Here is a 19,038-nt window from a genome sequence, read left to right on the forward strand (position 1 = left end):
ACTCGTTATTCGGCTCGGGCTCGCACGTGGATCGCTGCGAACGGCTCATTCTGCACCAGCTCGACCAAGGATTCCTTGACCAGCTCGAGGATTGCCATAAAGGTCACTACCACGCCGAGTCGCCCTTCTTCGGCCGTGAACAGCTCGACGAACGGCACGAAACCGGCGCCCTTGAGGCGTTCGAGCACGTCGCTCATGCGCTCGCGGGTCGACAGCGCTTCGCGGCTGACCTGGTGGCTTTCGAACATGTCGCCGCGGCGCAATACCTCAGCCATCGACAACAGCAATTCCGACAGGCGCACGTCCGGCAGCAACTTGCGCGCCCGGGCTTCGGGCGCATCGAGCTTGGGCACCACCACATCGCGGCCGACGCGGCTCAAGCCATCGATACCTTCAGCCGCCGCCTTGAACCGCTCGTACTCCTGCAGACGGCGGATCAGTTCGGCGCGAGGGTCTTCTTCCTCTTCCTCGATGGACTCCGAGCGAGGCAGCAGCATGCGCGACTTGATCTCGGCGAGCATGGCGGCCATCACCAGATACTCGGCGGCCAGCTCCAGGCGCACCGACTGCATCAACTCGACGTAGCCCATGTACTGCTTGGTGATCTCCGCCACCGGGATGTCGAGAATGTCGATGTTCTGCTTGCGGATCAGGTAAAGCAGCAGGTCGAGCGGGCCTTCGAAGGCTTCGAGGAAGACTTCCAGCGCGTCGGGCGGGATGTACAGGTCCAGCGGCATTTCCATGACCGCCTGGCCATAGACCATGGCGAAAGGCAGCTCTTGCTGGGCACCGGCTTGCGGGTCGACGGGTTCTACTGCAGACATCTAGGCCTCGGCCATGAACGGCGTGGGGTCGCCGCAACCGACGCGGATCACTTCAGGTTCACCGTCGGCCATGTTGATCACGGTGGACGCCTTTATGCCGCCAAAGCCACCGTCGATGATCAGGTCGACCTGATGCTCGAGCAACTGGCGCATTTCATAGGGATCGCTCATCGGATCGGTTTCACCGGGCATGATCAGGGTCACGCTCATCAGCGGTTCACCCAGTTGCTCCAGCAGCGCCAGGGCAATCGGATGACTGGGGACGCGCAGGCCGATGGTGCGTTTTTTCGGGTGCAACAACAGCCGCGGGACTTCGCGGGTGGCGTTGAGGATGAAAGTGTAAGGACCCGGTAGATGGGCCTTGAGAATGCGGAAGGTGCCGGTGTCGATCTTGGCGAACAGACCCAGTTGCGAAAGATCGCTGCAGATCAGTGCAAAATTGTGCTTTTCGTCGAGCCCGCGCAAACGGCGAACGCGCTCCACGGCGACTTTGTCACCGATCTGGCAACCGATTGCGTAGGAAGAGTCTGTGGGATAAATCACCACCCCGCCGCTGCGGATGATCTCGACTGCCTGTTTGATCAGGCGCGGTTGCGGGTTTTCCGGATGAATCTGGAAAAATTGACTCACATTCTCTACCTGTTCAGACGACGGCAATAATTGGGTCATGTTTGAACCGACACCACAGTGGTGGCAGATCCTCCGGGAGCGGGCGATATTCGCCTATCTCGGACCAGCCTCCAGGGCCATGAAAATCACTGCCGGCGCTGACCAGCAGACCGAACTCGCGGGCCAGAATGGCCAGGCTGCCTACTTGCTCGGCAGGCTGATGACCATTGACCACCTCGATTGCCTGGCCCCCTGCTTGAATATAGTCGGCAATCAGGCGCCGACGCTTGCTTCGGGTGAATTCATAATGCCAGGGGTGGGCCAGACTCACCCAGGCATTGGCCTGTCGCAAGGTTTCGACGGTTTCTTCCAGGGTCGGCCAGTGTTGCTTGACGTCCCCCAGCTTGCCGGCGCCCAGCCATTTGCGAAACGCCTCGGCACGATCCTTGACGAAACCCTCACGCACCATCCAGTCGGCGAAATGCGGACGGGCCGGTGCATTGCCGCTGTCGCCCAGTTCCTGCTGAATTTCCCGGGCGCCTTCCAGCGCACCGGGCATGCCCTTCAATGCAAGTTTGCGGCTTATCTCTTCAGACCGAAGCCAGCGACCATCGTGCAATTTGGCGATCGCCTCGACCAACGGCGCGGCATTGACGTCGAAACCGTAGCCGAGCACGTGGATGGTCGCGCCACCCCAGGTGCAGGACAATTCGACGCCATTGACCAGTTGCATCCCCAATTGATTGGCGGCAATGCGCGCTTCTTCGAGGCCTTCGATGGTGTCGTGATCGGTCAGGGCCAGGACTCGCACGCCGTGCTCGAACGCACGCGCTACCAGAACCGCAGGCGCCAGGGCGCCATCGGAGGCCGTGCTATGGCAGTGCAAATCAACATTCACAGGGGGTTGTAACCTCAAATCAGCTGGCGCTATCGCGCGCCCATATGTTTGTTATTATGCCGCCACATCCTGCTTCTGGCTGCCACTGTGAAACAATTCATCGATTTCATCCCGCTCCTGCTGTTCTTCATCGTCTTCAAAATCGATCCACGGGTCGTCGACATTGCCGGTCACGAGGTAACTGTAGGCGGTATTTACAGTGCCACCGCGATGCTGATCATCAGTTCGCTGGTGGTGTACGGCACGCTGTTCATCAAGCAGCGCAAGCTGGAGAAGAGCCAATGGCTGACGCTGATCGCCTGCCTGGTCTTCGGTAGCCTGACCCTGGCCTTCCACAGCGAGACCTTCCTCAAATGGAAGGCCCCGGTGGTCAACTGGCTGTTTGCCTTAGGCTTCATCGGCAGCCACTTCATCGGTGACCGTCTGCTGATCAAACGCATCATGGGCCATGCGCTGACCCTGCCGGAGCCGGTCTGGACGCGCCTGAACATCGCCTGGATCGTGTTCTTCCTGTTTTGCGGCGCCGCCAACCTGTTCGTCGCGTTCACCTTCCAGAGCTACTGGGTCGACTTCAAGGTCTTCGGCAGCCTGGGCATGACGCTGCTGTTCCTGGTCGGTCAGGGTATCTACCTGTCCCGCCACCTGCATGACGCCGATACCACATCGCCCAAAACCGAGGACTGACATGCTTTACGCAATCATTGCCACAGACGTCGCCAACTCCCTGGAAGCTCGCCTGGCCGCGCGCCCTGCCCACCTTGAGCGCCTGCAAGTGCTCAAGGGCGAAGGCCGCATCGTGCTGGCCGGCCCGCACCCGGCGGTGGACAGCAACGATCCGGGCGCGGCGGGTTTCACCGGCAGCCTGATCGTCGCCGAATTCGACTCTCTGAGCGCCGCCCAGGCCTGGGCCGATGCCGATCCGTACATCGCCGCCGGCGTCTACGCCAACGTTTCGGTCAAGCCGTTCAAGCAAGTCCTGCCGTAACTTTCCTTTCGCAATACCCCCGCGCGGTGAACCTTATCGGTTCACCGCGCTCTCAATCGCTCATTATTCCCGTTTGCCGGCCGACAACTTCCCAATACCCGTATTGGAATCAGGAGTCGCGATGCGCAAGGGTCCGTTGTGTCTGATGTTGGTCACGTTGTCGATCGTGGCCCCCGCCCATGGTGAAGAACATGCCGAGGGCACGAACTCGACGCCGTTGTCGTTGAGCGCGGGCAGCCAGATAAACGAGTTGCAGCAACGCTTGAAGGAAAGCGAGCGGCAACGGGAAGAATTGAGCAAACAATTGCAGAGCGCCGATAGCGAACGCGAAAGCCCCCTGCTGGCCCGCCTGCGTCAGGAGAATCAGCGTCTGAAGCTGCAACTTCGCGAAGCCCAGGCCGGCAGCGTGACATCGCGCCTGCTGACCGATCAGCAACAGTGGTTCGTCGTTGGCGCCGGAGTTGCGCTATTGGCCCTGCTCTGCGGTATCTTCGCCAGTGGTGCAAGTCGAAAACGTCGACAATGGCTAAATTGAGTGAGTCATGAGCGAGCTGTTACTAATTGATGATGACCAGGAGCTGTGTGAGCTCCTGAGCAGTTGGCTGAGCCAGGAAGGTTTTCAGGTGCGGGCCTGCCACGATGGCCTGAGCGCCCGTCGCGCCCTGGCCGAAACCTCTCCGGCGGCGGTTGTACTGGATGTGATGCTGCCCGATGGCAGCGGCCTGGAACTGCTCAAGCAATTGCGCAGCGATCACCCGGACCTGCCGGTCGTGATGCTCTCGGCCAGGGGCGAACCGCTGGACCGCATCCTCGGCCTGGAACTGGGCGCCGACGATTACCTGGCCAAACCCTGCGACCCGCGGGAACTGACCGCCCGCCTGCGCGCCGTGCTGCGCCGCAGCCATCCGGCGGCGGTGTCCAGCCAGATCGAACTGGGCGACCTGGCGTTCAGCCCGGTACGCGGCGTGGTCAGCATCAATGAACAGGAATTTTCCCTGACGGTGTCCGAAAGCCGTCTGCTCGAAGCCTTGCTCAAGCAGCCCGGCGAACCGCTGGACAAACAGGAACTGGCGCAAATCGCCCTCGGCCGCAAGCTGACCCTGTACGACCGCAGCCTCGACATGCACGTGAGCAACCTGCGCAAGAAAATCGGCCCGCACCCCGACGGCCGCCCGCGCATCGTGGCGCTGCGCAGCCGCGGTTACTACTACAGCCTCTGACGCCCACACGCTCTTTCCTGTAGCAGCTGCCAAGCCCCAGCGCGGCCGCGTCCGATTGCGCAGCAATCGCAAAAACCTTCGCACGCGTTCCTGCCTGCATACCGCGTGAGGCGGATGACGACCGCTGCGCGGTCGGACGCAGCCGCGCTGGGGCCTGGCAGCTGCTACATAAGGCATGTTCAGTCGGTGAGATTGGAGTGGCTGAATTGTCAGGGCAGTTCAAAACCGTCTTTACCCAAGCTTTACGCTCCGCTGACCGCCGCTGACCTTGATCTCCGTAATCTGTACTCATCCGGAACGTACCGGGAATGAGACAAGGAGATTCACCATGCGCAAGACTCTTATCGCTCTGATGTTCGCCGCCGCTCTGCCGACCGTGGCCATGGCCATGCCTGAAGGCGGCGGCCCGATGGGTGGCCCGCTGGACGGTGGACGCCACGGCGGTCAGATGCACGGCATGCACGGTAAAGGCCCGTACAGCCAGCTGGACCTGAGCCGCGAACAACGCGAGCAGATCCGCAAAATCATGGGCGAGCAGATGCACGAGCGTAAGCAAGTGGTCGACAAGTACCTGGAAAAACTCTCGCCAGCCGACCAGAAAGCCATGAAGGACGAGATGGCCGCCAACCACAAGAAAGCCGAAGCCGATGTGCGGGCCGTGCTGAAGCCGGATCAACAGAAGAAATTCGACGAGATCCAGAAGAAACAGGCCGAACGCCGCGCCGAATGGGCCGAATTCAAGGCGTGGAAAGCGCAACAGCCGCAAAAAGCGCAATAATGCGTTAACCCCGGACCCAACGGCCAACGCCGTTGGGTCTTTTTTGCTCACCCGAGGATTTTTCGTGCGTTCATTGTTCTGGCGTATCCTGGCCAGCTTCTGGCTGGCCATCACTCTGGTTGCAGGCCTGTCCATTCTGCTGGGGCACATGCTCAATCAGGACGCGTGGATTCTCAGCCGCCATCCTGGCCTCAACACCCTGGCCGAACAATGGACGCAAACCTACGAAACCCAGGGCGAAGAAGCCGCCCAGGACATTCTCGAACAGCGCAAACGCCAGTATCACATCGACGTTCAGGTCCTGAACGAGAGCGGTGATCCGGTGGTGCGCGGCACGTTCCCCCGTCGCGCGGCGGCTTTCGAAGCGCGGCAGAACAACGATGACCGGCGCCTGCCCTGGCGTCGCCTGACCGATGAATACACCAGCGAAAAAACCGGCGACACCTACCTGCTGATCTACCGCATTCCCCACCCGGAACTGGACGCCTGGCACCGCGAAAGCCTGCTCTGGCCGCTGAGCGCGCTGGGCATTGCCCTGGTGGTGCTGACGCTGTTCAGTCTGTTGGTGACCCTGTCCATCACCCGTCCGCTCAGCCGCTTGCGCGGTGCCGTGCATGATCTGGGACAAACCGCCTATCAACAGAACAGCCTGGTCAAACTGGCCAATCGTCGCGATGAATTCGGCGTGCTGGCCAACGACTTCAACCGCATGGGCGCGCGCCTGCAGAGCCTGATCGGCAGTCAGCGGCAATTGCTGCGCGACGTTTCCCACGAATTGCGCTCCCCCCTTGCCCGCCTGCGCATCGCCCTGGCCCTGGCCGAACGGGCGTCCGCGCAAGAGCGGGAAAAACTCTGGCCGCGCCTGACCCGCGAGTGCGACCGCCTCGAAGCCCTGATCAGCGAAATCCTGGTGCTGGCGCGGGTCGACGCCGACAACGCCAGCGCCGAAGACGTAGACCTCAACGCCCTGCTCAATGGCCTGCAAAAGGATGCGCAACTGGGCTCGCCGGAACAAAGCGTGCGCCTTGAAGCCGAACCACAACTGAACCTGCGTGGCTGGCCAACGATGATCGAGCGCGCCGTGGACAACCTGCTGCGCAACGCCCAACGCTTCAACCCGGCGGGCGGACAACCGATCGAAATGCTGGCATTGCGCAACGGCGAACGAATCGTCGTCACCGTGCGCGACCACGGCCCGGGGGTAGACGCCGAACATCTGAATCAACTGGGAGAACCCTTCTACCGCGCCCCAGGACAAACCGCCGCCGGCCACGGCCTGGGACTGGCCATCGCCCGGCGCGCGGCTGAGCGGCATGGCGGAAGCCTGGTGCTGGCCAACCACCCCGAAGGCGGGTTCGTGGCCAGTCTGGAGTTACCGTTGGTGCCGGGAGCAGTGGCGCAGCCGTAGAGCAAAAGATCGCAGCCTGCGGCAGCTCCTACATCTGGATCGAGGGCAGGCTGAGTGAAGCGGCCGTTACCGCAGCAACGGATATGTACCCAACCTCAAAACCGCCATCGCGAGCAGGCTCGCTCCCACAAGGGTTAAGGCTTACCAGGCCAAGCGCTCACAAACTCCGCCAACTCAACCTTCTCCGCCACCCGCGGCTCCTTCTGCGGCGTCCCCAGGTAAAGGAAAGCAATCACCTCCTCCCCCTCAGCCAACCCCAAGCCCTTGGCCACATGCGGCGAATAAGCCAACTCACCGGTACGCCACACCGCACCAATCCCCTGCGCATAAGCCGCCAGCAAAATCCCGTGGGCCGCACACCCCGCCGCCAGCAACTGCTCGGACTTCGGATATTTGACGTGATCCTGCACCCGCGCAATCACCACCACCACCAACGGCGCCCGCAGCGGACCATTGCGCGCCTTGTCGATGGCCGCTTCGGTCACTTCACCTTCCTGCATCTGCGCCGCTTCAGCCAGCAACTCACCCATCTGCTCGCGCGCCGCGCCTTCAACCGTGAGGAAACGCCATGGCTGCAAATGCCCGTGATCCGGGGCGCGCATGGCCGCGCCGAACAGCACTTCGCGCTGCGCCTGGGTCGGTGCCGGTTCGATCAGTCGCGGGACGGAAACACGGTTGAGCAAAACGTCGAGAGCCTGCATCGGCCACCTCCTGAAAAAAATGTGCAGCTATTCTAGCTGTAACTCCTGCCGGAGTGCCGGTTTACATGCCCTGCCCCACAGGTAGAATGGCGCCCTTCCTCATCACAGCCGAGCGGATTTCATGGCGTTGCCGACCTTACGTCTCATTGGTTTCATCATCGGCATCTTCCTGATTACGCTGGCCATCGCCATGGTCGTGCCCATGGCCACCCTGGTGATCTTCGATCGCACCGGCGATCTGCCGTCGTTCCTCTGGGCGAGCATGATCACCTTTGTCGGCGGCCTCGCCCTGGTCATTCCCGGACGTCCCGAACATATCCACCTGCGCCCGCGCGACATGTATCTGCTGACCGTCAGCAGCTGGCTGGTGGTGTGCATCTTCGCCGCGCTGCCGTTCCTGCTGACCCAGCACATCAGCTACACCGACTCGTTCTTCGAAAGCATGTCCGGCATCACCGCCACCGGATCGACGGTGCTCAATCACCTGGACGACATGTCCCCCGGCATCCTGATGTGGCGCTCGTTGCTGCACTGGATCGGCGGCATCGGGTTCATCGGTATGGCGGTGGCGATTCTGCCGCTGCTGCGAATCGGTGGCATGCGCCTGTTCCAGACCGAGTCGTCGGACCGTTCGGAAAAAGTCATGCCCCGCTCGCACATGGTGGCGCGCCTGATCGTCGCGGCGTACGTCGGCATCACCATTCTGGGCAGCCTGGCCTTCTGGTGGGCCGGGATGAGCCCCTTCGATGCGATCAACCATTCCATGTCGGCGATCTCCACCGGCGGTTTTTCCACCTCGGACCAGTCACTGGCCAAGTGGACGCAACCGGCGGTGCACTGGGTGGCGATCGTCATCATGATCCTGGGCAGCCTGCCGTTCACCCTGTACGTGGCCACGTTGCGCGGCAATCGCAAGGCGTTGATCAGGGATCAGCAGGTGCAGGGTTTGCTGGGCATGTTGCTGGTGACCTGGCTGGTGCTAGGCACCTGGTACTGGTGGACCACCAAGCTGCATTGGCTGGATGCGCTGCGGCATGTGGCACTGAACGTGACCTCGGTGGTGACGACCACCGGTTTCGCGCTGGGGGACTACAGCCTGTGGGGCAATTTCTCGCTGATGCTGTTCTTCTACTTGGGTTTCGTCGGAGGCTGCTCGGGCTCGACCGCCGGCGGGATCAAGATCTTCCGGTTCCAGGTGGCCTACATCCTGCTCAAGGCCAACCTCAATCAATTGATCCACCCGCGGGCGGTAATCAAACAGAAGTACAACGGTCACCGTCTCGATGAAGAGATCGTGCGTTCGATTCTGACCTTTTCGTTCTTCTTCGCCATCACCATCTGCGTGATCGCGCTGCTGCTGTCGCTGCTCGGCGTGGACTGGATGACCGCCCTCACCGGCGCGGCCAGTACCGTGTCCGGCGTCGGGCCGGGTCTGGGCGAGACCATCGGCCCGGCGGGCAACTTCGCGTCCCTGCCGGATGCCGCAAAGTGGATTCTCTCGTTCGGCATGCTGCTGGGCCGACTGGAGATCATTACGGTGTTTGTACTGTGTATTCCGGCGTTCTGGCGTCACTGACCGGCGCCGGCCCTTGCACCAGCCGCGCCCGGTATTCGCCGGGCGTGGTGTCGAACCAGCGGCGGAAAGCGCGGAAGAAGTTGCTCGGATCGGCAAACCCCAGCAGATAGGCAATTTCCAGCAGGGTCATGGCCGGTTGCGCCAGGTATTGCTCGGCCAGTTCTCGTCGGGTGTCGTCGAGCAACGTCTGGAAACTCGTGCCCTCTTCCTGCAAGCGTCGCTGCAAGGTGCGCTGCGACAGGTGCAGCGTCTGCGCCACGGCATCGCGCTTGGGCTCGCCCTGAGGCAGCAGCCGGCACAGCACCTGACGCGCCTTGTGGGTCACGCGGCTTTCGGAGAACCGTGCCAGATACTCCCCGGCAAAGCGGTCGTGCAGCAGGGCCATCGCTTCGTTGGCCGTCGGCAGCGGCGCCTCCATGTCGGCGCGCTCGAAAATCAGCGCATCGTAGGGCGCGTTGAACACCAGCGGCGCGTGGAAAGCTTGTTTATAGGGTTCGAGATTGACCGGCTCATCGCCCTGCACCAGCACCTTGCGCGGATGCAGCGTGCGCCCGGTCAGCCAGCCGCACAGTGCCAGGGCGCAGGCCAGCGAGGCCTCGGCGCTTTGTCGGGTCGGCGGCAGATGATCGCCGTGCACCGTGAGGATCAGCGCGTAGCCCTCGTCCAGCAGGCGAAAGCTCAGGTCGGCACTTTCGGCGATGATGCGCTGGTAACGCACCAGGCGCCGGAAACCATCGGCCAGGGTCTGGCTGGACATCAGGGCGTAGCCGGTGACATGAAACTGCGCCGGTCGCACCACCTTGCCCATGTTCAGGCCGATCGCCGGGTTGCCGGACAGCTCAACCGCGCGTTGCCACAGTCGTGTCATGGAGTCTTGCGGGAAGCGGGCGTCCGGATCGTCCAGCGCCGCGTAGTCGAGCCCCAGCTGTTTGAACAGAACCTTGCAATCCAGGCCGTCCATTTCCAGTGCTTTGACAATCCCCATCGCCCAGCTTGCAGAAGTCGTTCGTTCGCTCATGTCGGGTTCTTGCATGAAGTGCCGCTATCGCGGCCAATTTCCGAAGGATACTAAAGTGGCGCCGATTGTCACTGGCTCACACCACTGTTCACTCTAGACTTAAATAAGCTACCCGCAGAACAACTTGCAGTCAGAACAATAACCACAGAGATCGCAGTCGTGGAAAACATCAGACGATTCAACAGCTTCGCTGAGTTTTACCCCTATTACCTCAGTGAACACGGCAACAGTACCTGCCGCAGATTGCATTTCATCGGCACCACGCTGGTGATCTTCATCCTGGCACTGACCATCGGCCGGGGCGCCTGGATGCTGTTGTGGCTGCTGCCGGTGGCCGGCTATGGCTTCGCCTGGGTCGGGCACTTCTTCTTCGAAAAGAATCGTCCTGCGACTTTCCAGCATCCCTTCTACAGCCTGCTCGGTGACTTCGTCATGTATCGGGACATGGTTCTGGGACGCGTGCCGTTCTAGATCACGAGAGGATCGCCGATGAATGCCAACGCACGTTTCACTCACATGAAAGATGGCACTCAGGAAGACTGGGCGATTATCGCCGCGGACTTCAGCGCCTATGCCCGACAGTTGCCTTCGCGGATCATGGCGCACCTGAAGCTGCTGGAAGGTGACTTCGGCGGTTTCCCGGTGGACCGCCTGACCCATTCGCTGCAAACCGCCACCCGCGCCTGGCGCGACGGCCGCGATGAGGAGTATGTGGTCTGCGCCCTGCTCCATGACATCGGCGACACCCTGGGTTCCTACAACCACCCGGACATCGCCGCGGCGATCCTCAAGCCGTTCGTCAGCGCCGAGAACCTGTGGATGGTGGAGAAACACGGGATATTCCAGGGTTACTACTTCTTCCATCATCTGGGGATGGATCGCCACCTGCGCGAGCAATTCAAAGGCCATCCGCAGTATCTGGCGACCGTCGAATTCTGCTCCAAGTACGATGCGGCGGCGTTCGATCCGGAGTACGACACGCTGCCGTTGAGTTTCTTCGAGCCGATGATGGAGCGGCTGTTTGCGCAGCCAAAGAACTCGATCTACAAAGCGGCGATGGAAGAGCACGCGCCAGCGTAAAAAGCAAAAGATCGCAGCCTTCGGCAGCGCCTACAGGATTAATACGATACCTGTGTAGGAGCTGCCGAAGGCTGCGATCTTTTGATTTTGCTTTTATGCAGGTTCCGCAACCTTCACCGCTTTCAACTGCGCCTCCCGCGCCTGCGCATCGGCCAACCGGTACAACTCGATCGTGCCATCCCAATGCTCGATCAGCGCCGTGCACGACTCCACCCAATCGCCGCAATTGAGGTAATCCACCCCCCCGACCTTGCGAATCTCGGCATGGTGGATGTGCCCGCAAACCACGCCATGCAGCTCGCGCTTGACGCATTCGTGGGCGATGGCTTCTTCGAAGTCGCTGATGAAGCTGACCGCAGTCTTCACCTTGTGCTTGAGGTAGGCCGACAGCGACCAGTAACCGTAACCGTAGCGGGCGCGCCAGTGGTTGAGCCAGCGGTTGAGGGTCAGGGTGAATTCGTAGGCCGAGTCGCCGAGAAATGCCAGCCAGCGGTGATAGCGGGTGATCACGTCGAACTGGTCGCCGTGGATCACCAGCAGATGCCGACCATCGGCGGTCACGTGCACCGCCTCGTCCACCAGCTGGATGTTGCCCAGGATCAGCTTGGAATAACGGCGCAGGAATTCGTCGTGGTTGCCGGTGACGTAGATCACTTCGGTACCGCGCTTGCTCATGGTCAGCAGGCGCCGGATCACGTTGGTGTGCGCCTGGGGCCAGTACATGCCGCCGCGTAGCTTCCAGCCGTCGATGATGTCGCCGACCAGATAGATCTTGTCCGCGTGATAACTCTTGAGGAACTGCGACAAGTGCTCGGCCTGGCAATCGCGCGTGCCCAGGTGCACGTCGGAAATCCACAGGGTCCGCACACGCTGCTTACGGGTGGGTTTGGCGAGCTCGGCGCTGGTCATGGGCAACCCTCAGACATGTTTTGCAAAGCTTGCGCCCGTCGGATTAATCGCCCATGACAAGCGCAAGTCAGTCCCGTGACAACGCGCTTCTGCCGCGGCGGTGTAGACTGCCGGCTTGTCCATCAAACCTGCCATGAGAGCCGCGATGAGGCCGATCCTCACACTGCGCCAGTACACCGAAGACCTGATCGTCCACAGCCACGAGCACGCGCAAATGGTGTTCGGGCTGTCCGGTGCGCTGGATTTCGAGGTGGACGGGCGTGGCAGTCAGGTGGTCCAGCAGAGTTTTGTGGTGATCCCTTCGGGGTTCCATCATGCGTGCGGCAGCCCAAACGGCAGCCGCTGCCTGGTGCTGGATGTGCCCGACGATCAATGGCTTGGCCAGTCTTTGGGCGATCACGCCGAGGCCAGTCGGCGCTTGCTCGACACTGCCGGCCGGTTGTCGCTGGACGCCGGGCAGAGTCAGTTGGTCAACTGGCTGGCCAACAGCGACGTCGCTGATCCGCTGATTGCGCAACAAGGCGCCGTACTGCTGCTGGCCAGTCTCAACAACGCCCGCCCCGACAGCGTTGGCGGTCGACGCCTGCCCTACGCCGCGCTGAATGCGCACATCGACCAGTATGCCGCCTACCCGTTGCAGGTCGCCGACCTGGCCCAGGTGGCCGGCCTTTCAAGTGCCCGCCTGCACGCGCGCTTCGTCGCCGAATGCGGCCAGACGCCGATGGACTACATCCGCAGCCGGCGTTTGCACAAGGCGGTGCAATTGCTGCGCGACTCCCCTCTGCCCATTGGTGAAATCGCCATGCGCGTCGGTTACAGCTCCCAGAGTGCGTTTTCCGCTGCGGTGTTGCGCGAGTTCGGCGCCTCGCCGGGTGCGCTGCGGCGCGAGGCTGGCGACAAAAGACAATAGCCTCGCGACAGACACCTTCAGCCTTTTCGCTATCTAATGTAGGAGCTGCCGAAGGCTGCGATCTTTTGATCTTTAAAAGCAAAATCAAAAGATCGCAGCCTTCGGCAGCTCCTGCATTGATTTTCGTGCTCTTTCGTTAAGGATTCCCATGACTCCCCGTACCGCCCTGGGCGCCCTGCATATTGGCGCATTGATGTTCGGCCTGACCGGCGTGTTCGGCAAACTCGCGGCCGCGTCTCCGGCCATCATCGTCTTCGGCCGGGCGGCGTTCGCGGTGCTGGCGCTGGCGTTCTTTGCCCGATTCGCCAGCAATACCCGCTGGCAAAAACTCGAAGCGGTGGACTGGCGCCGGCTGCTGCTCAGCGGTTTGCTGCTGGCCGGTCACTGGGTGAGTTTCTTCATTGCGGTAAAAGTTGGAGGCGTTGCCATCGCCACCCTGGGCTTTGCCAGCTTCCCGGCGTTCACCGTGATTCTCGAAGGGCTGATTTTCCGCGAGCGGATCCGCGCCAATGAGATTGTCCTGGTGACGTTGGTGAGTATCGGGCTGGTACTGGTGACGCCGGACTTCGATCTGGCCAGCGGCGCTACGACCGGTCTGCTCTGGGCGATTGCATCCGGTCTGCTGTTTTCCCTGCTGTCGCTGGCCAATCGCGCCAGCTCCGCGCGCATTGCGCCGGTGCAGGCGGCGCTGTGTCAGAACGTGGTGGTCGCCCTGTGCCTGCTGCCGATGGCCGCTGCGCAGTTAAGCGAAGTGCGCGCCCTGGACTGGTTGTGGATCGCCCTGCTCGGGGTGTTCTGTACCGGCGTCGCCCACAGCCTGTTCGTCGCCAGCCTGGCGGTGATCAAGGCGCGGACCGCCGCCGTGGTCTTCGCCCTGGAGCCGGTGTATGGCATCACCATGGCCTGGCTGCTGTTCAATGAACAACCGACCCTGCGCATGCTGCTGGGCGGCGCGCTGATCATCGTTGCGATCGTGGTGTCCAGCAGGCTTTCCGGCAGTTCAAGCAAGAAAGCCGTCGCCGCCGAAGCCGCTTCTCACTGAGTCCCGTCATTGTGAGTTCGGTCGTTGTGACCCAGATCGCGCTCCGGATCGATCCGGTCGCGAACCCGCTGTTTGAGCACCTTGGCCTCCGGGAATCCACCGTCGGCCTTGCGTTCCCAGATCTGCACGTCGTCGCAGAAAATATGGAAGACCCCGCCGGTGCCTGGCACCAGGGACACCTTGCCGAGGTCGTCGCCAAAGGTGCTGAGCAGTTCCTGGGCGAGCCAGGCGGCGCGCAGCAGCCATTGGCACTGGGTGCAATAGGTGATGGTGATTTCGGGTTTTTGAGCGGTCATGAAAGATAGGTCTCTTAGGCCGGAGGGCGCGGCCATCATAACCCTACGCCGCCCTCCCCTGTAGGAGCGTGGTGTTAGCGGATACCGGCCAGCAGGCTGCGAGCCGTCTGCCTCATCGGCTCATCGGCCTCTTTGAGCAACTCGTTGAGCAGTTTGATGGCGCTGTCCAGATCGCCGTCGTCGATGCAGGTCTGAGCCTGTTCCAGTTTGCCGGCACTGCCGGGTTCGGCCGGCTCCAGGCTCAGCGGTTCGAGCTCCAGCGACGGACTGTCCCTGAACTCGTCAAGAAAGCTGTCGTCCAGGGATCGCGAGGCGGGTTCGATTTCCCATTCGATTTCCGGCTCGGGCAGCGGCGGCTCGTTCGAATGCAGGTCAGACACCGGAGAGTCTTCCATTGGCCCCAGGTCCCACTGGGTATCCATCGACAGCTCTTCCAGATTCAACTGGTACTCGTCCGCGGGTGCCGGTTCGGGCTCGGGTTCTGGTTCCGAGATCGGAGCGATGGGTGCAACCACCGGTAAAGCAACGGCAGCCGGCACGACGGGCTCGATTTTCGGGTGACGGGAGCGGATGTCATGAAGCGTTTGCTCGTCAAACCCCGCATTGCGCAGGCTGGCTTCCTGCGCGTCATAGGCCGCCACATCGCCCTGCCTGCCGAGCACCTCCAGCAATTGCAGGGCAAGATCGGTGCGTTGCGGGTCCTTGTCGATCGCCTCGCGCAACAGGCTGATGGCTTCGGCATAACGACCGTATGTCAGGTAGACCGCCACCGCTTCCAGTACTTCGCTGGCGTGTGTCTCTTCGGGATGTACGTGAGTGGTTTGCAGCGCCGGATCCTGGCTGAGCGGTTCTGCCGCGGGGCTGACCAACGGTTCATGGCGCGGTGGCTGTGTGGCCGCTACATCGAACATTACCGGGGCCCGTTGTCGTCGACGATTCCATACAACCAGTAATCCCAGCGCAATGAGCAGCAACAAGCCGCCCACCAACAGCCAATTGATCCCCGGCTCCTCGACCACCACCGGCGCCGGGGTCACCGCCACGGGCGCCACGGGCTGTGGTGGTGCCTGCTTGATCTCCGCCAGCCGGGTTTGCAGTTCGGCGGTCTGCTTCCTTTCAGCGGCGATCTGCTCGTCCTGAGCCTGAATCTTCTGGTTGAGTTGATCGATGGTGGCCTGCAACTGCTGGTTCTGCAGCACGCTGGCCGCCAGTTGCTCGGCAAGCGGATCAGGCACGGGGGCCGCAGCAGGTTTCGGCAAGGTTTGCGCCGGCGCAGACGGTGGCGCGGCAGCAGGCTGGACCTTTGGAAAGGCAGAGTCGGTACGACTTGGCACCAGCTCATCGGCGGCTGGCGCGATCCCCGGGGAACCCGGTGGGTCGATCAATACCGTGTATTCGCGCAGCAATCGGCCGTTGGGCTGATTGACCTGCACGAGGAAATTCAGAAAGGGTTCATTGACCGGTTTGCTGGAGGTGACCTGAATCCAGTTGCGGTTGCCCCGCAGCACAGGCGTGAACTTCAGGTCATTGAGGAAGAACACCCGCTCGACGCCCGCGCGGCTGAACTCGTCCGCCGTGGCCAGGCTGACCGACAACTCGCCCTCCTCCAGCCCGCCGACATCCACCAAGGCGATGTCGGCACGCAATGGCTGGTTCAGCGCCGAATGCAGGGTGATTTCACCCAGCCCCAGCGCCGGCGCCAACGCCGACCAACAGACAGCGGTACCGGCCAGTATCCACCTGGCACAACACCGTACAACGACCCGCCGACTTTCGAGCATGAGCATCCCTTAGGTAACAAGAACCAGCTTCCACGTGTTCGCATATCCAGTACGAACACGATATTGCCTGGTAGTTCTTATAGTCCGCTCAACGCACTAACTCAAAAAATCAAAGATGGGCACTGCATCAAGATTTTTCCAGGTTGGCCAGAATGTGCGCGTGAACCCGCATGCAGGTTTTCAGATCTGCCTCATCGACGCCTTCGAACAATTCGTGGCGTAATTGATTGGCAATGGTTTCGATCTGATCGATCAGGGGACGGGCCGGGGTGCAAAGAACGATTTTCTTCGCCCGACGGTCTTCGAGAACCGCCTGGCGTTGCACCAGGCCCTGGCTTTCCAGGCTGTCGAGCAACCGGGCCAGGGTCGGGCCTTCCACGCCGACACTCTGCGCCAGTTCACGTTGGGTGGGGGCTTCATCGAAACGCGCCAGGTGCAGCAGCACCAGCCAGCGAGCCTGGGACAAACCAAGGCCTGCCAGACGGCGGTCCAGTTCGGCACGCCAGCCTCGCGACATCTGGGCCAATTGCATGCCAAAACGGTGTTGATCGGTTAACGGCATAAAACACTCATGATTAGACTGAAATAAAGAATTACTAATTATTAGTCAGCTAAGCATGAGCCAGAAGCAGTGGCAAGGCCTGTTCTGTACTGAATCGTTACATCAGCGATTCCGCGTTCAAAAACAGTGGCTTAAATCTCGAATTCCGACTGAAGGGCAGCTCGGACGCAGTACAGCACCCCTTCCGGCACTCGCCCTGCGAAGAGTTCGGAAATCTCCGAAACCGATGGCAATTCGCCTTCGCCGTCCAGAAACGCATCCTGAACTTCACCCAGCAAGTCTTCCGGCAGATCCAGCGCCTGTTCCAGCGACAGTTGCTGCTTGCCGATGGCTTCGGCGAGCATGGCGTAGACGTTCTTTTCCGAGCATTGCAGTTGACCGGCGATCTGCAGCGGCGTCATGCCGGCCCGCGCCAGGGTGATCAGTTCGTGGCGCAGGTCGGCCACCGGCTTCGGCGCTTCGACCTGTCCACCGAGCACTTCCAGGAACGCCTCGCCATAGCGCTCCAGCTTGCGGGCGCCAACGCCACTGACCCGGGCCATTTCCGCCAGCGAGGTCGGCTGGCTGCGCAGCATTTCCAGCAAGGTCGAATCGGGGAAGATGACGTATGGCGGCACGCCATGCTCTTCGGCGAGCTTGCGACGCAGGGCGCGCAGGGCTTCCCATTGTTCGCGCTCTTCGCCACGCACCAGTTGGCTGGCCTGGCTCTTGCTGGTTTTGGGGGTGGTCTGCGCCTTGAGATCGCGGCGCAGTTCCAGGGTCACTTCGCCCTTGAGCAGCGGTCGGCAAGTGTCGCTCAGACGCAGCCCGCCGTAGCCTTCGTGATCAACGTCCGCCAGCCCGCGAGCCACCAGTTGGCGGAACAGCGAACGCCATTCGCTTTCGCCCAGGGCCTTGCCGACGCCGTAGACCGACAGGTGCTGATGGCCGAAGCTGCGCACCTTCTCGTTGTCCTTGCCGAGCAATACGTCCACCAGATGGCCGACGCCATAGCGCTGACCGGTGCGGAAGATCGCCGACAACGCCTGTCGCGCAGGCTCGGTGGCATCCCAGGTCTGCACGCCATCGACGCAGTTGTCGCAGTGGCCGCACGGCTCGGGCATTTCCTCGTCGAAGTAGGCCAGCAGCGCCTGACGGCGGCAGCGGGTCTCTTCGCACAGCGAGAGCATGGCGTCGAGCTTGTGCTGCTCCAGGCGCTTGTGGCGCTCGTCACCTTCGGAGTTCTGCAGCATCTGCTTGAGCATCACCAGATCTTGCAGGCCGTAGGCCATCCAGGCGTCCGCCGGCAGGCCGTCACGGCCGCCGCGACCGGTTTCCTGGTAATAGGCCTCGAGGGATTTCGGCAGGTCGAGGTGCGCGACGAAGCGTACGTTGGGTTTGTCGATGCCCATGCCGAACGCCACGGTGGCGACCATGATCAGGCCTTCCTCGTTGAGGAAGCGCTTCTGATGGTAGGCACGCAGGTCGTTGGGCAGGCCGGCGTGGTAAGGCAGTGCCGGGAAGCCCTGTTCGGTGAGAAATGCCGCGACTTCCTCGACTTTCTTGCGCGACAGGCAATAGACAATGCCCGCATCGCCGCGGCGCTCGGCGAGGAACGCCAGCAACTGCTTGCGCGGCTGTTCCTTGGGCACGATGCGGTAAAAAATGTTCGGTCGGTCGAAGCTCGACAGGAAACGCTCGGCGTTCTGCAGGTGCAGGCGGGTGACGATTTCTTCGCGGGTCCGCTTGTCGGCGGTGGCGGTCAGGGCGATGCGCGGCACATCGGGAAACATTTCCGCCAGTTGACCCAGTTGCAGGTATTCCGGGCGGAAGTCGTGACCCCATTGCGATACGCAGTGGGCCTCGTCGATGGCGAACAGGGCAATGTTCAGGCCCTGCAGGAAGGACATCATCCGCGGCTGGACCAGGCGTTCCGGGGCGAGGTAGAGCATTTTCACCTCGCCGCGACGGATGCGCGCGGCCAGGTCGCGTTGCTGCTCGGCACTCAAGGTGGAGTTCAAGGCGGCCGCGGCCACGCCCAGCTCTTCGAGGGTGGCGACCTGATCGTCCATCAGGGCGATCAGCGGCGAAACCACCACCGCCAGGCCGTCGCGCAACAGCGCCGGGACCTGGAAGCACAGGGACTTGCCACCACCGGTAGGCATCAGCACCAGGGCATCGCCGCCACTGGCCACGCGCTCAATGATTGCACCCTGACGGCCACGGAAACTGTCGTAGCCGAAGATGTCCTTGAGGACGCGTTGAGCCTGTTCGAGCATAAAAACTCCAAAAATCACCGAAACATCCCTGCAAGGCTGGTTCAGAACCGGCAACGCTGCACCGTCGAATCGTAAGTGCGCATTACATGGGGCTTCACATTCCAGCCGTGAAGCCGGCAGGGCATCACAAAACGCGCGAGTATACCCGAGCGCTCCTGTGCAAAGGGTGCCACTTGGAAGAGA

The 19,038-nt window shown here is 61.8% G+C and carries 21 protein-coding genes; 11 read left to right on the forward strand and 10 right to left on the reverse strand.

Going from position 1 to position 19,038, the window contains the following annotated elements:
* Window positions 1–5: 5 nt before the first annotated feature.
* The 3 genes from HNO86_RS18555 to HNO86_RS18565 all read right to left on the reverse strand — a co-directional run bounded on the left by HNO86_RS18555 (window position 6) and on the right by HNO86_RS18565 (window position 2,331).
* Complete coding sequence (locus HNO86_RS18555; protein WP_175378412.1) at window positions 6–704, reverse strand: ScpA family protein; 699 nt, start codon at window positions 702–704, stop codon at window positions 6–8.
* Between the two features lie 120 nt (window positions 705–824).
* Window positions 825–1,454, reverse strand: coding sequence for an L-threonylcarbamoyladenylate synthase (locus HNO86_RS18560; RefSeq protein WP_175378387.1), 630 nt, complete (start codon window positions 1,452–1,454; stop codon window positions 825–827).
* A gap of 13 nt (window positions 1,455–1,467) precedes the next feature.
* Window positions 1,468–2,331, reverse strand: a complete 864-nt coding sequence (locus HNO86_RS18565) for a PHP domain-containing protein (RefSeq protein ID WP_175378388.1) — start codon at window positions 2,329–2,331, stop codon at window positions 1,468–1,470.
* 87 nt (window positions 2,332–2,418) lie between these two features.
* Between HNO86_RS18565 and HNO86_RS18570 the strand changes: the two genes are divergently transcribed.
* From HNO86_RS18570 to HNO86_RS18595, 6 genes are all read left to right on the forward strand, one after another.
* Window positions 2,419–3,015 carry a septation protein A gene (locus tag HNO86_RS18570; protein WP_175378389.1) on the forward strand — a complete coding sequence of 199 codons (597 nt, stop codon included), beginning with the start codon at window positions 2,419–2,421 and terminating at the stop codon, window positions 3,013–3,015.
* A gap of 1 nt (window position 3,016) precedes the next feature.
* A complete protein-coding gene (locus HNO86_RS18575; RefSeq protein WP_008156126.1) occupies window positions 3,017–3,316 on the forward strand; it encodes a YciI family protein in 300 nt (99 codons plus the stop codon).
* 121 nt (window positions 3,317–3,437) lie between these two features.
* Complete coding sequence (locus HNO86_RS18580) at window positions 3,438–3,851, forward strand: translation initiation factor 2 (RefSeq protein WP_175378390.1); 414 nt, start codon at window positions 3,438–3,440, stop codon at window positions 3,849–3,851.
* A 7-nt stretch (window positions 3,852–3,858) separates the two neighbouring features.
* Window positions 3,859–4,536, forward strand: coding sequence for a response regulator transcription factor (locus HNO86_RS18585; protein WP_175378391.1), 678 nt, complete (start codon window positions 3,859–3,861; stop codon window positions 4,534–4,536).
* A 328-nt stretch (window positions 4,537–4,864) separates the two neighbouring features.
* Window positions 4,865–5,314, forward strand: coding sequence for an LTXXQ domain protein (locus HNO86_RS18590; RefSeq protein ID WP_175378392.1), 450 nt, complete (start codon window positions 4,865–4,867; stop codon window positions 5,312–5,314).
* Between the two features lie 64 nt (window positions 5,315–5,378).
* On the forward strand, window positions 5,379–6,722 hold the full coding sequence (locus HNO86_RS18595; RefSeq protein ID WP_175378393.1) for an ATP-binding protein: 1,344 nt from the start codon (window positions 5,379–5,381) through the stop codon (window positions 6,720–6,722).
* A 134-nt stretch (window positions 6,723–6,856) separates the two neighbouring features.
* Here the strand turns inward: HNO86_RS18595 and HNO86_RS18600 are convergent, their stop codons facing one another.
* Window positions 6,857–7,423: an NAD(P)H nitroreductase gene (locus tag HNO86_RS18600; protein WP_175378394.1), complete on the reverse strand. Its 567-nt coding sequence runs from the start codon at window positions 7,421–7,423 to the stop codon at window positions 6,857–6,859.
* Window positions 7,424–7,544: 121 nt separating this feature from the next.
* On the opposite strand from HNO86_RS18600, the gene HNO86_RS18605 reads away from it, so the two are divergent.
* Window positions 7,545–8,999, forward strand: a complete 1,455-nt coding sequence (locus tag HNO86_RS18605; protein ID WP_175378395.1) for a TrkH family potassium uptake protein — start codon at window positions 7,545–7,547, stop codon at window positions 8,997–8,999.
* Here HNO86_RS18605 and HNO86_RS18610 read toward each other — a convergent pair.
* Complete coding sequence (locus HNO86_RS18610) at window positions 8,956–10,017, reverse strand: AraC family transcriptional regulator (RefSeq protein ID WP_218583524.1); 1,062 nt, start codon at window positions 10,015–10,017, stop codon at window positions 8,956–8,958. The genes HNO86_RS18605 and HNO86_RS18610 overlap by 44 nt on opposite strands.
* A gap of 159 nt (window positions 10,018–10,176) precedes the next feature.
* Here HNO86_RS18610 and HNO86_RS18615 point away from each other — a divergent pair, with 159 nt between their 5' ends.
* Both HNO86_RS18615 and HNO86_RS18620 read left to right on the forward strand, forming a co-directional pair.
* Window positions 10,177–10,488 carry an Mpo1-like protein gene (locus tag HNO86_RS18615; RefSeq protein ID WP_175378396.1) on the forward strand — a complete coding sequence of 104 codons (312 nt, stop codon included), beginning with the start codon at window positions 10,177–10,179 and terminating at the stop codon, window positions 10,486–10,488.
* A gap of 18 nt (window positions 10,489–10,506) precedes the next feature.
* A complete protein-coding gene (locus HNO86_RS18620) occupies window positions 10,507–11,097 on the forward strand; it encodes an HD domain-containing protein (protein ID WP_175378397.1) in 591 nt (196 codons plus the stop codon).
* Between the two features lie 93 nt (window positions 11,098–11,190).
* Here the strand turns inward: HNO86_RS18620 and HNO86_RS18625 are convergent, their stop codons facing one another.
* Complete coding sequence (locus HNO86_RS18625) at window positions 11,191–12,006, reverse strand: UDP-2,3-diacylglucosamine diphosphatase (protein ID WP_175378398.1); 816 nt, start codon at window positions 12,004–12,006, stop codon at window positions 11,191–11,193.
* A 145-nt stretch (window positions 12,007–12,151) separates the two neighbouring features.
* On the opposite strand from HNO86_RS18625, the gene HNO86_RS18630 reads away from it, so the two are divergent.
* Both HNO86_RS18630 and HNO86_RS18635 read left to right on the forward strand, forming a co-directional pair.
* Window positions 12,152–12,916, forward strand: coding sequence for an AraC family transcriptional regulator (locus HNO86_RS18630; RefSeq protein ID WP_175378399.1), 765 nt, complete (start codon window positions 12,152–12,154; stop codon window positions 12,914–12,916).
* 148 nt (window positions 12,917–13,064) lie between these two features.
* Window positions 13,065–13,958, forward strand: a complete 894-nt coding sequence (locus HNO86_RS18635) for a DMT family transporter (RefSeq protein ID WP_175378400.1) — start codon at window positions 13,065–13,067, stop codon at window positions 13,956–13,958.
* Here HNO86_RS18635 and HNO86_RS18640 read toward each other — a convergent pair.
* From HNO86_RS18640 to recQ, 4 genes are all read right to left on the reverse strand, one after another.
* Window positions 13,952–14,254, reverse strand: coding sequence for a SelT/SelW/SelH family protein (locus tag HNO86_RS18640; RefSeq protein WP_175378401.1), 303 nt, complete (start codon window positions 14,252–14,254; stop codon window positions 13,952–13,954). The two genes, HNO86_RS18635 and HNO86_RS18640, sit on opposite strands and share 7 nt — an antisense overlap.
* Window positions 14,255–14,328: 74 nt before the next feature.
* Window positions 14,329–16,035: a FimV/HubP family polar landmark protein gene (locus tag HNO86_RS18645; protein WP_175378402.1), complete on the reverse strand. Its 1,707-nt coding sequence runs from the start codon at window positions 16,033–16,035 to the stop codon at window positions 14,329–14,331.
* Between the two features lie 127 nt (window positions 16,036–16,162).
* Window positions 16,163–16,597: a MarR family transcriptional regulator gene (locus HNO86_RS18650; RefSeq protein ID WP_175378403.1), complete on the reverse strand. Its 435-nt coding sequence runs from the start codon at window positions 16,595–16,597 to the stop codon at window positions 16,163–16,165.
* Window positions 16,598–16,728: 131 nt separating this feature from the next.
* Window positions 16,729–18,855, reverse strand: a complete 2,127-nt coding sequence (gene recQ / locus HNO86_RS18655; RefSeq protein WP_175378404.1) for a DNA helicase RecQ — start codon at window positions 18,853–18,855, stop codon at window positions 16,729–16,731.
* Window positions 18,856–19,038: the final 183 nt, after the last annotated feature.

It is taken from the genome of Pseudomonas sp. C1C7, assembly GCF_013359595.1.
GTDB lineage: Bacteria > Pseudomonadota > Gammaproteobacteria > Pseudomonadales > Pseudomonadaceae > Aquipseudomonas.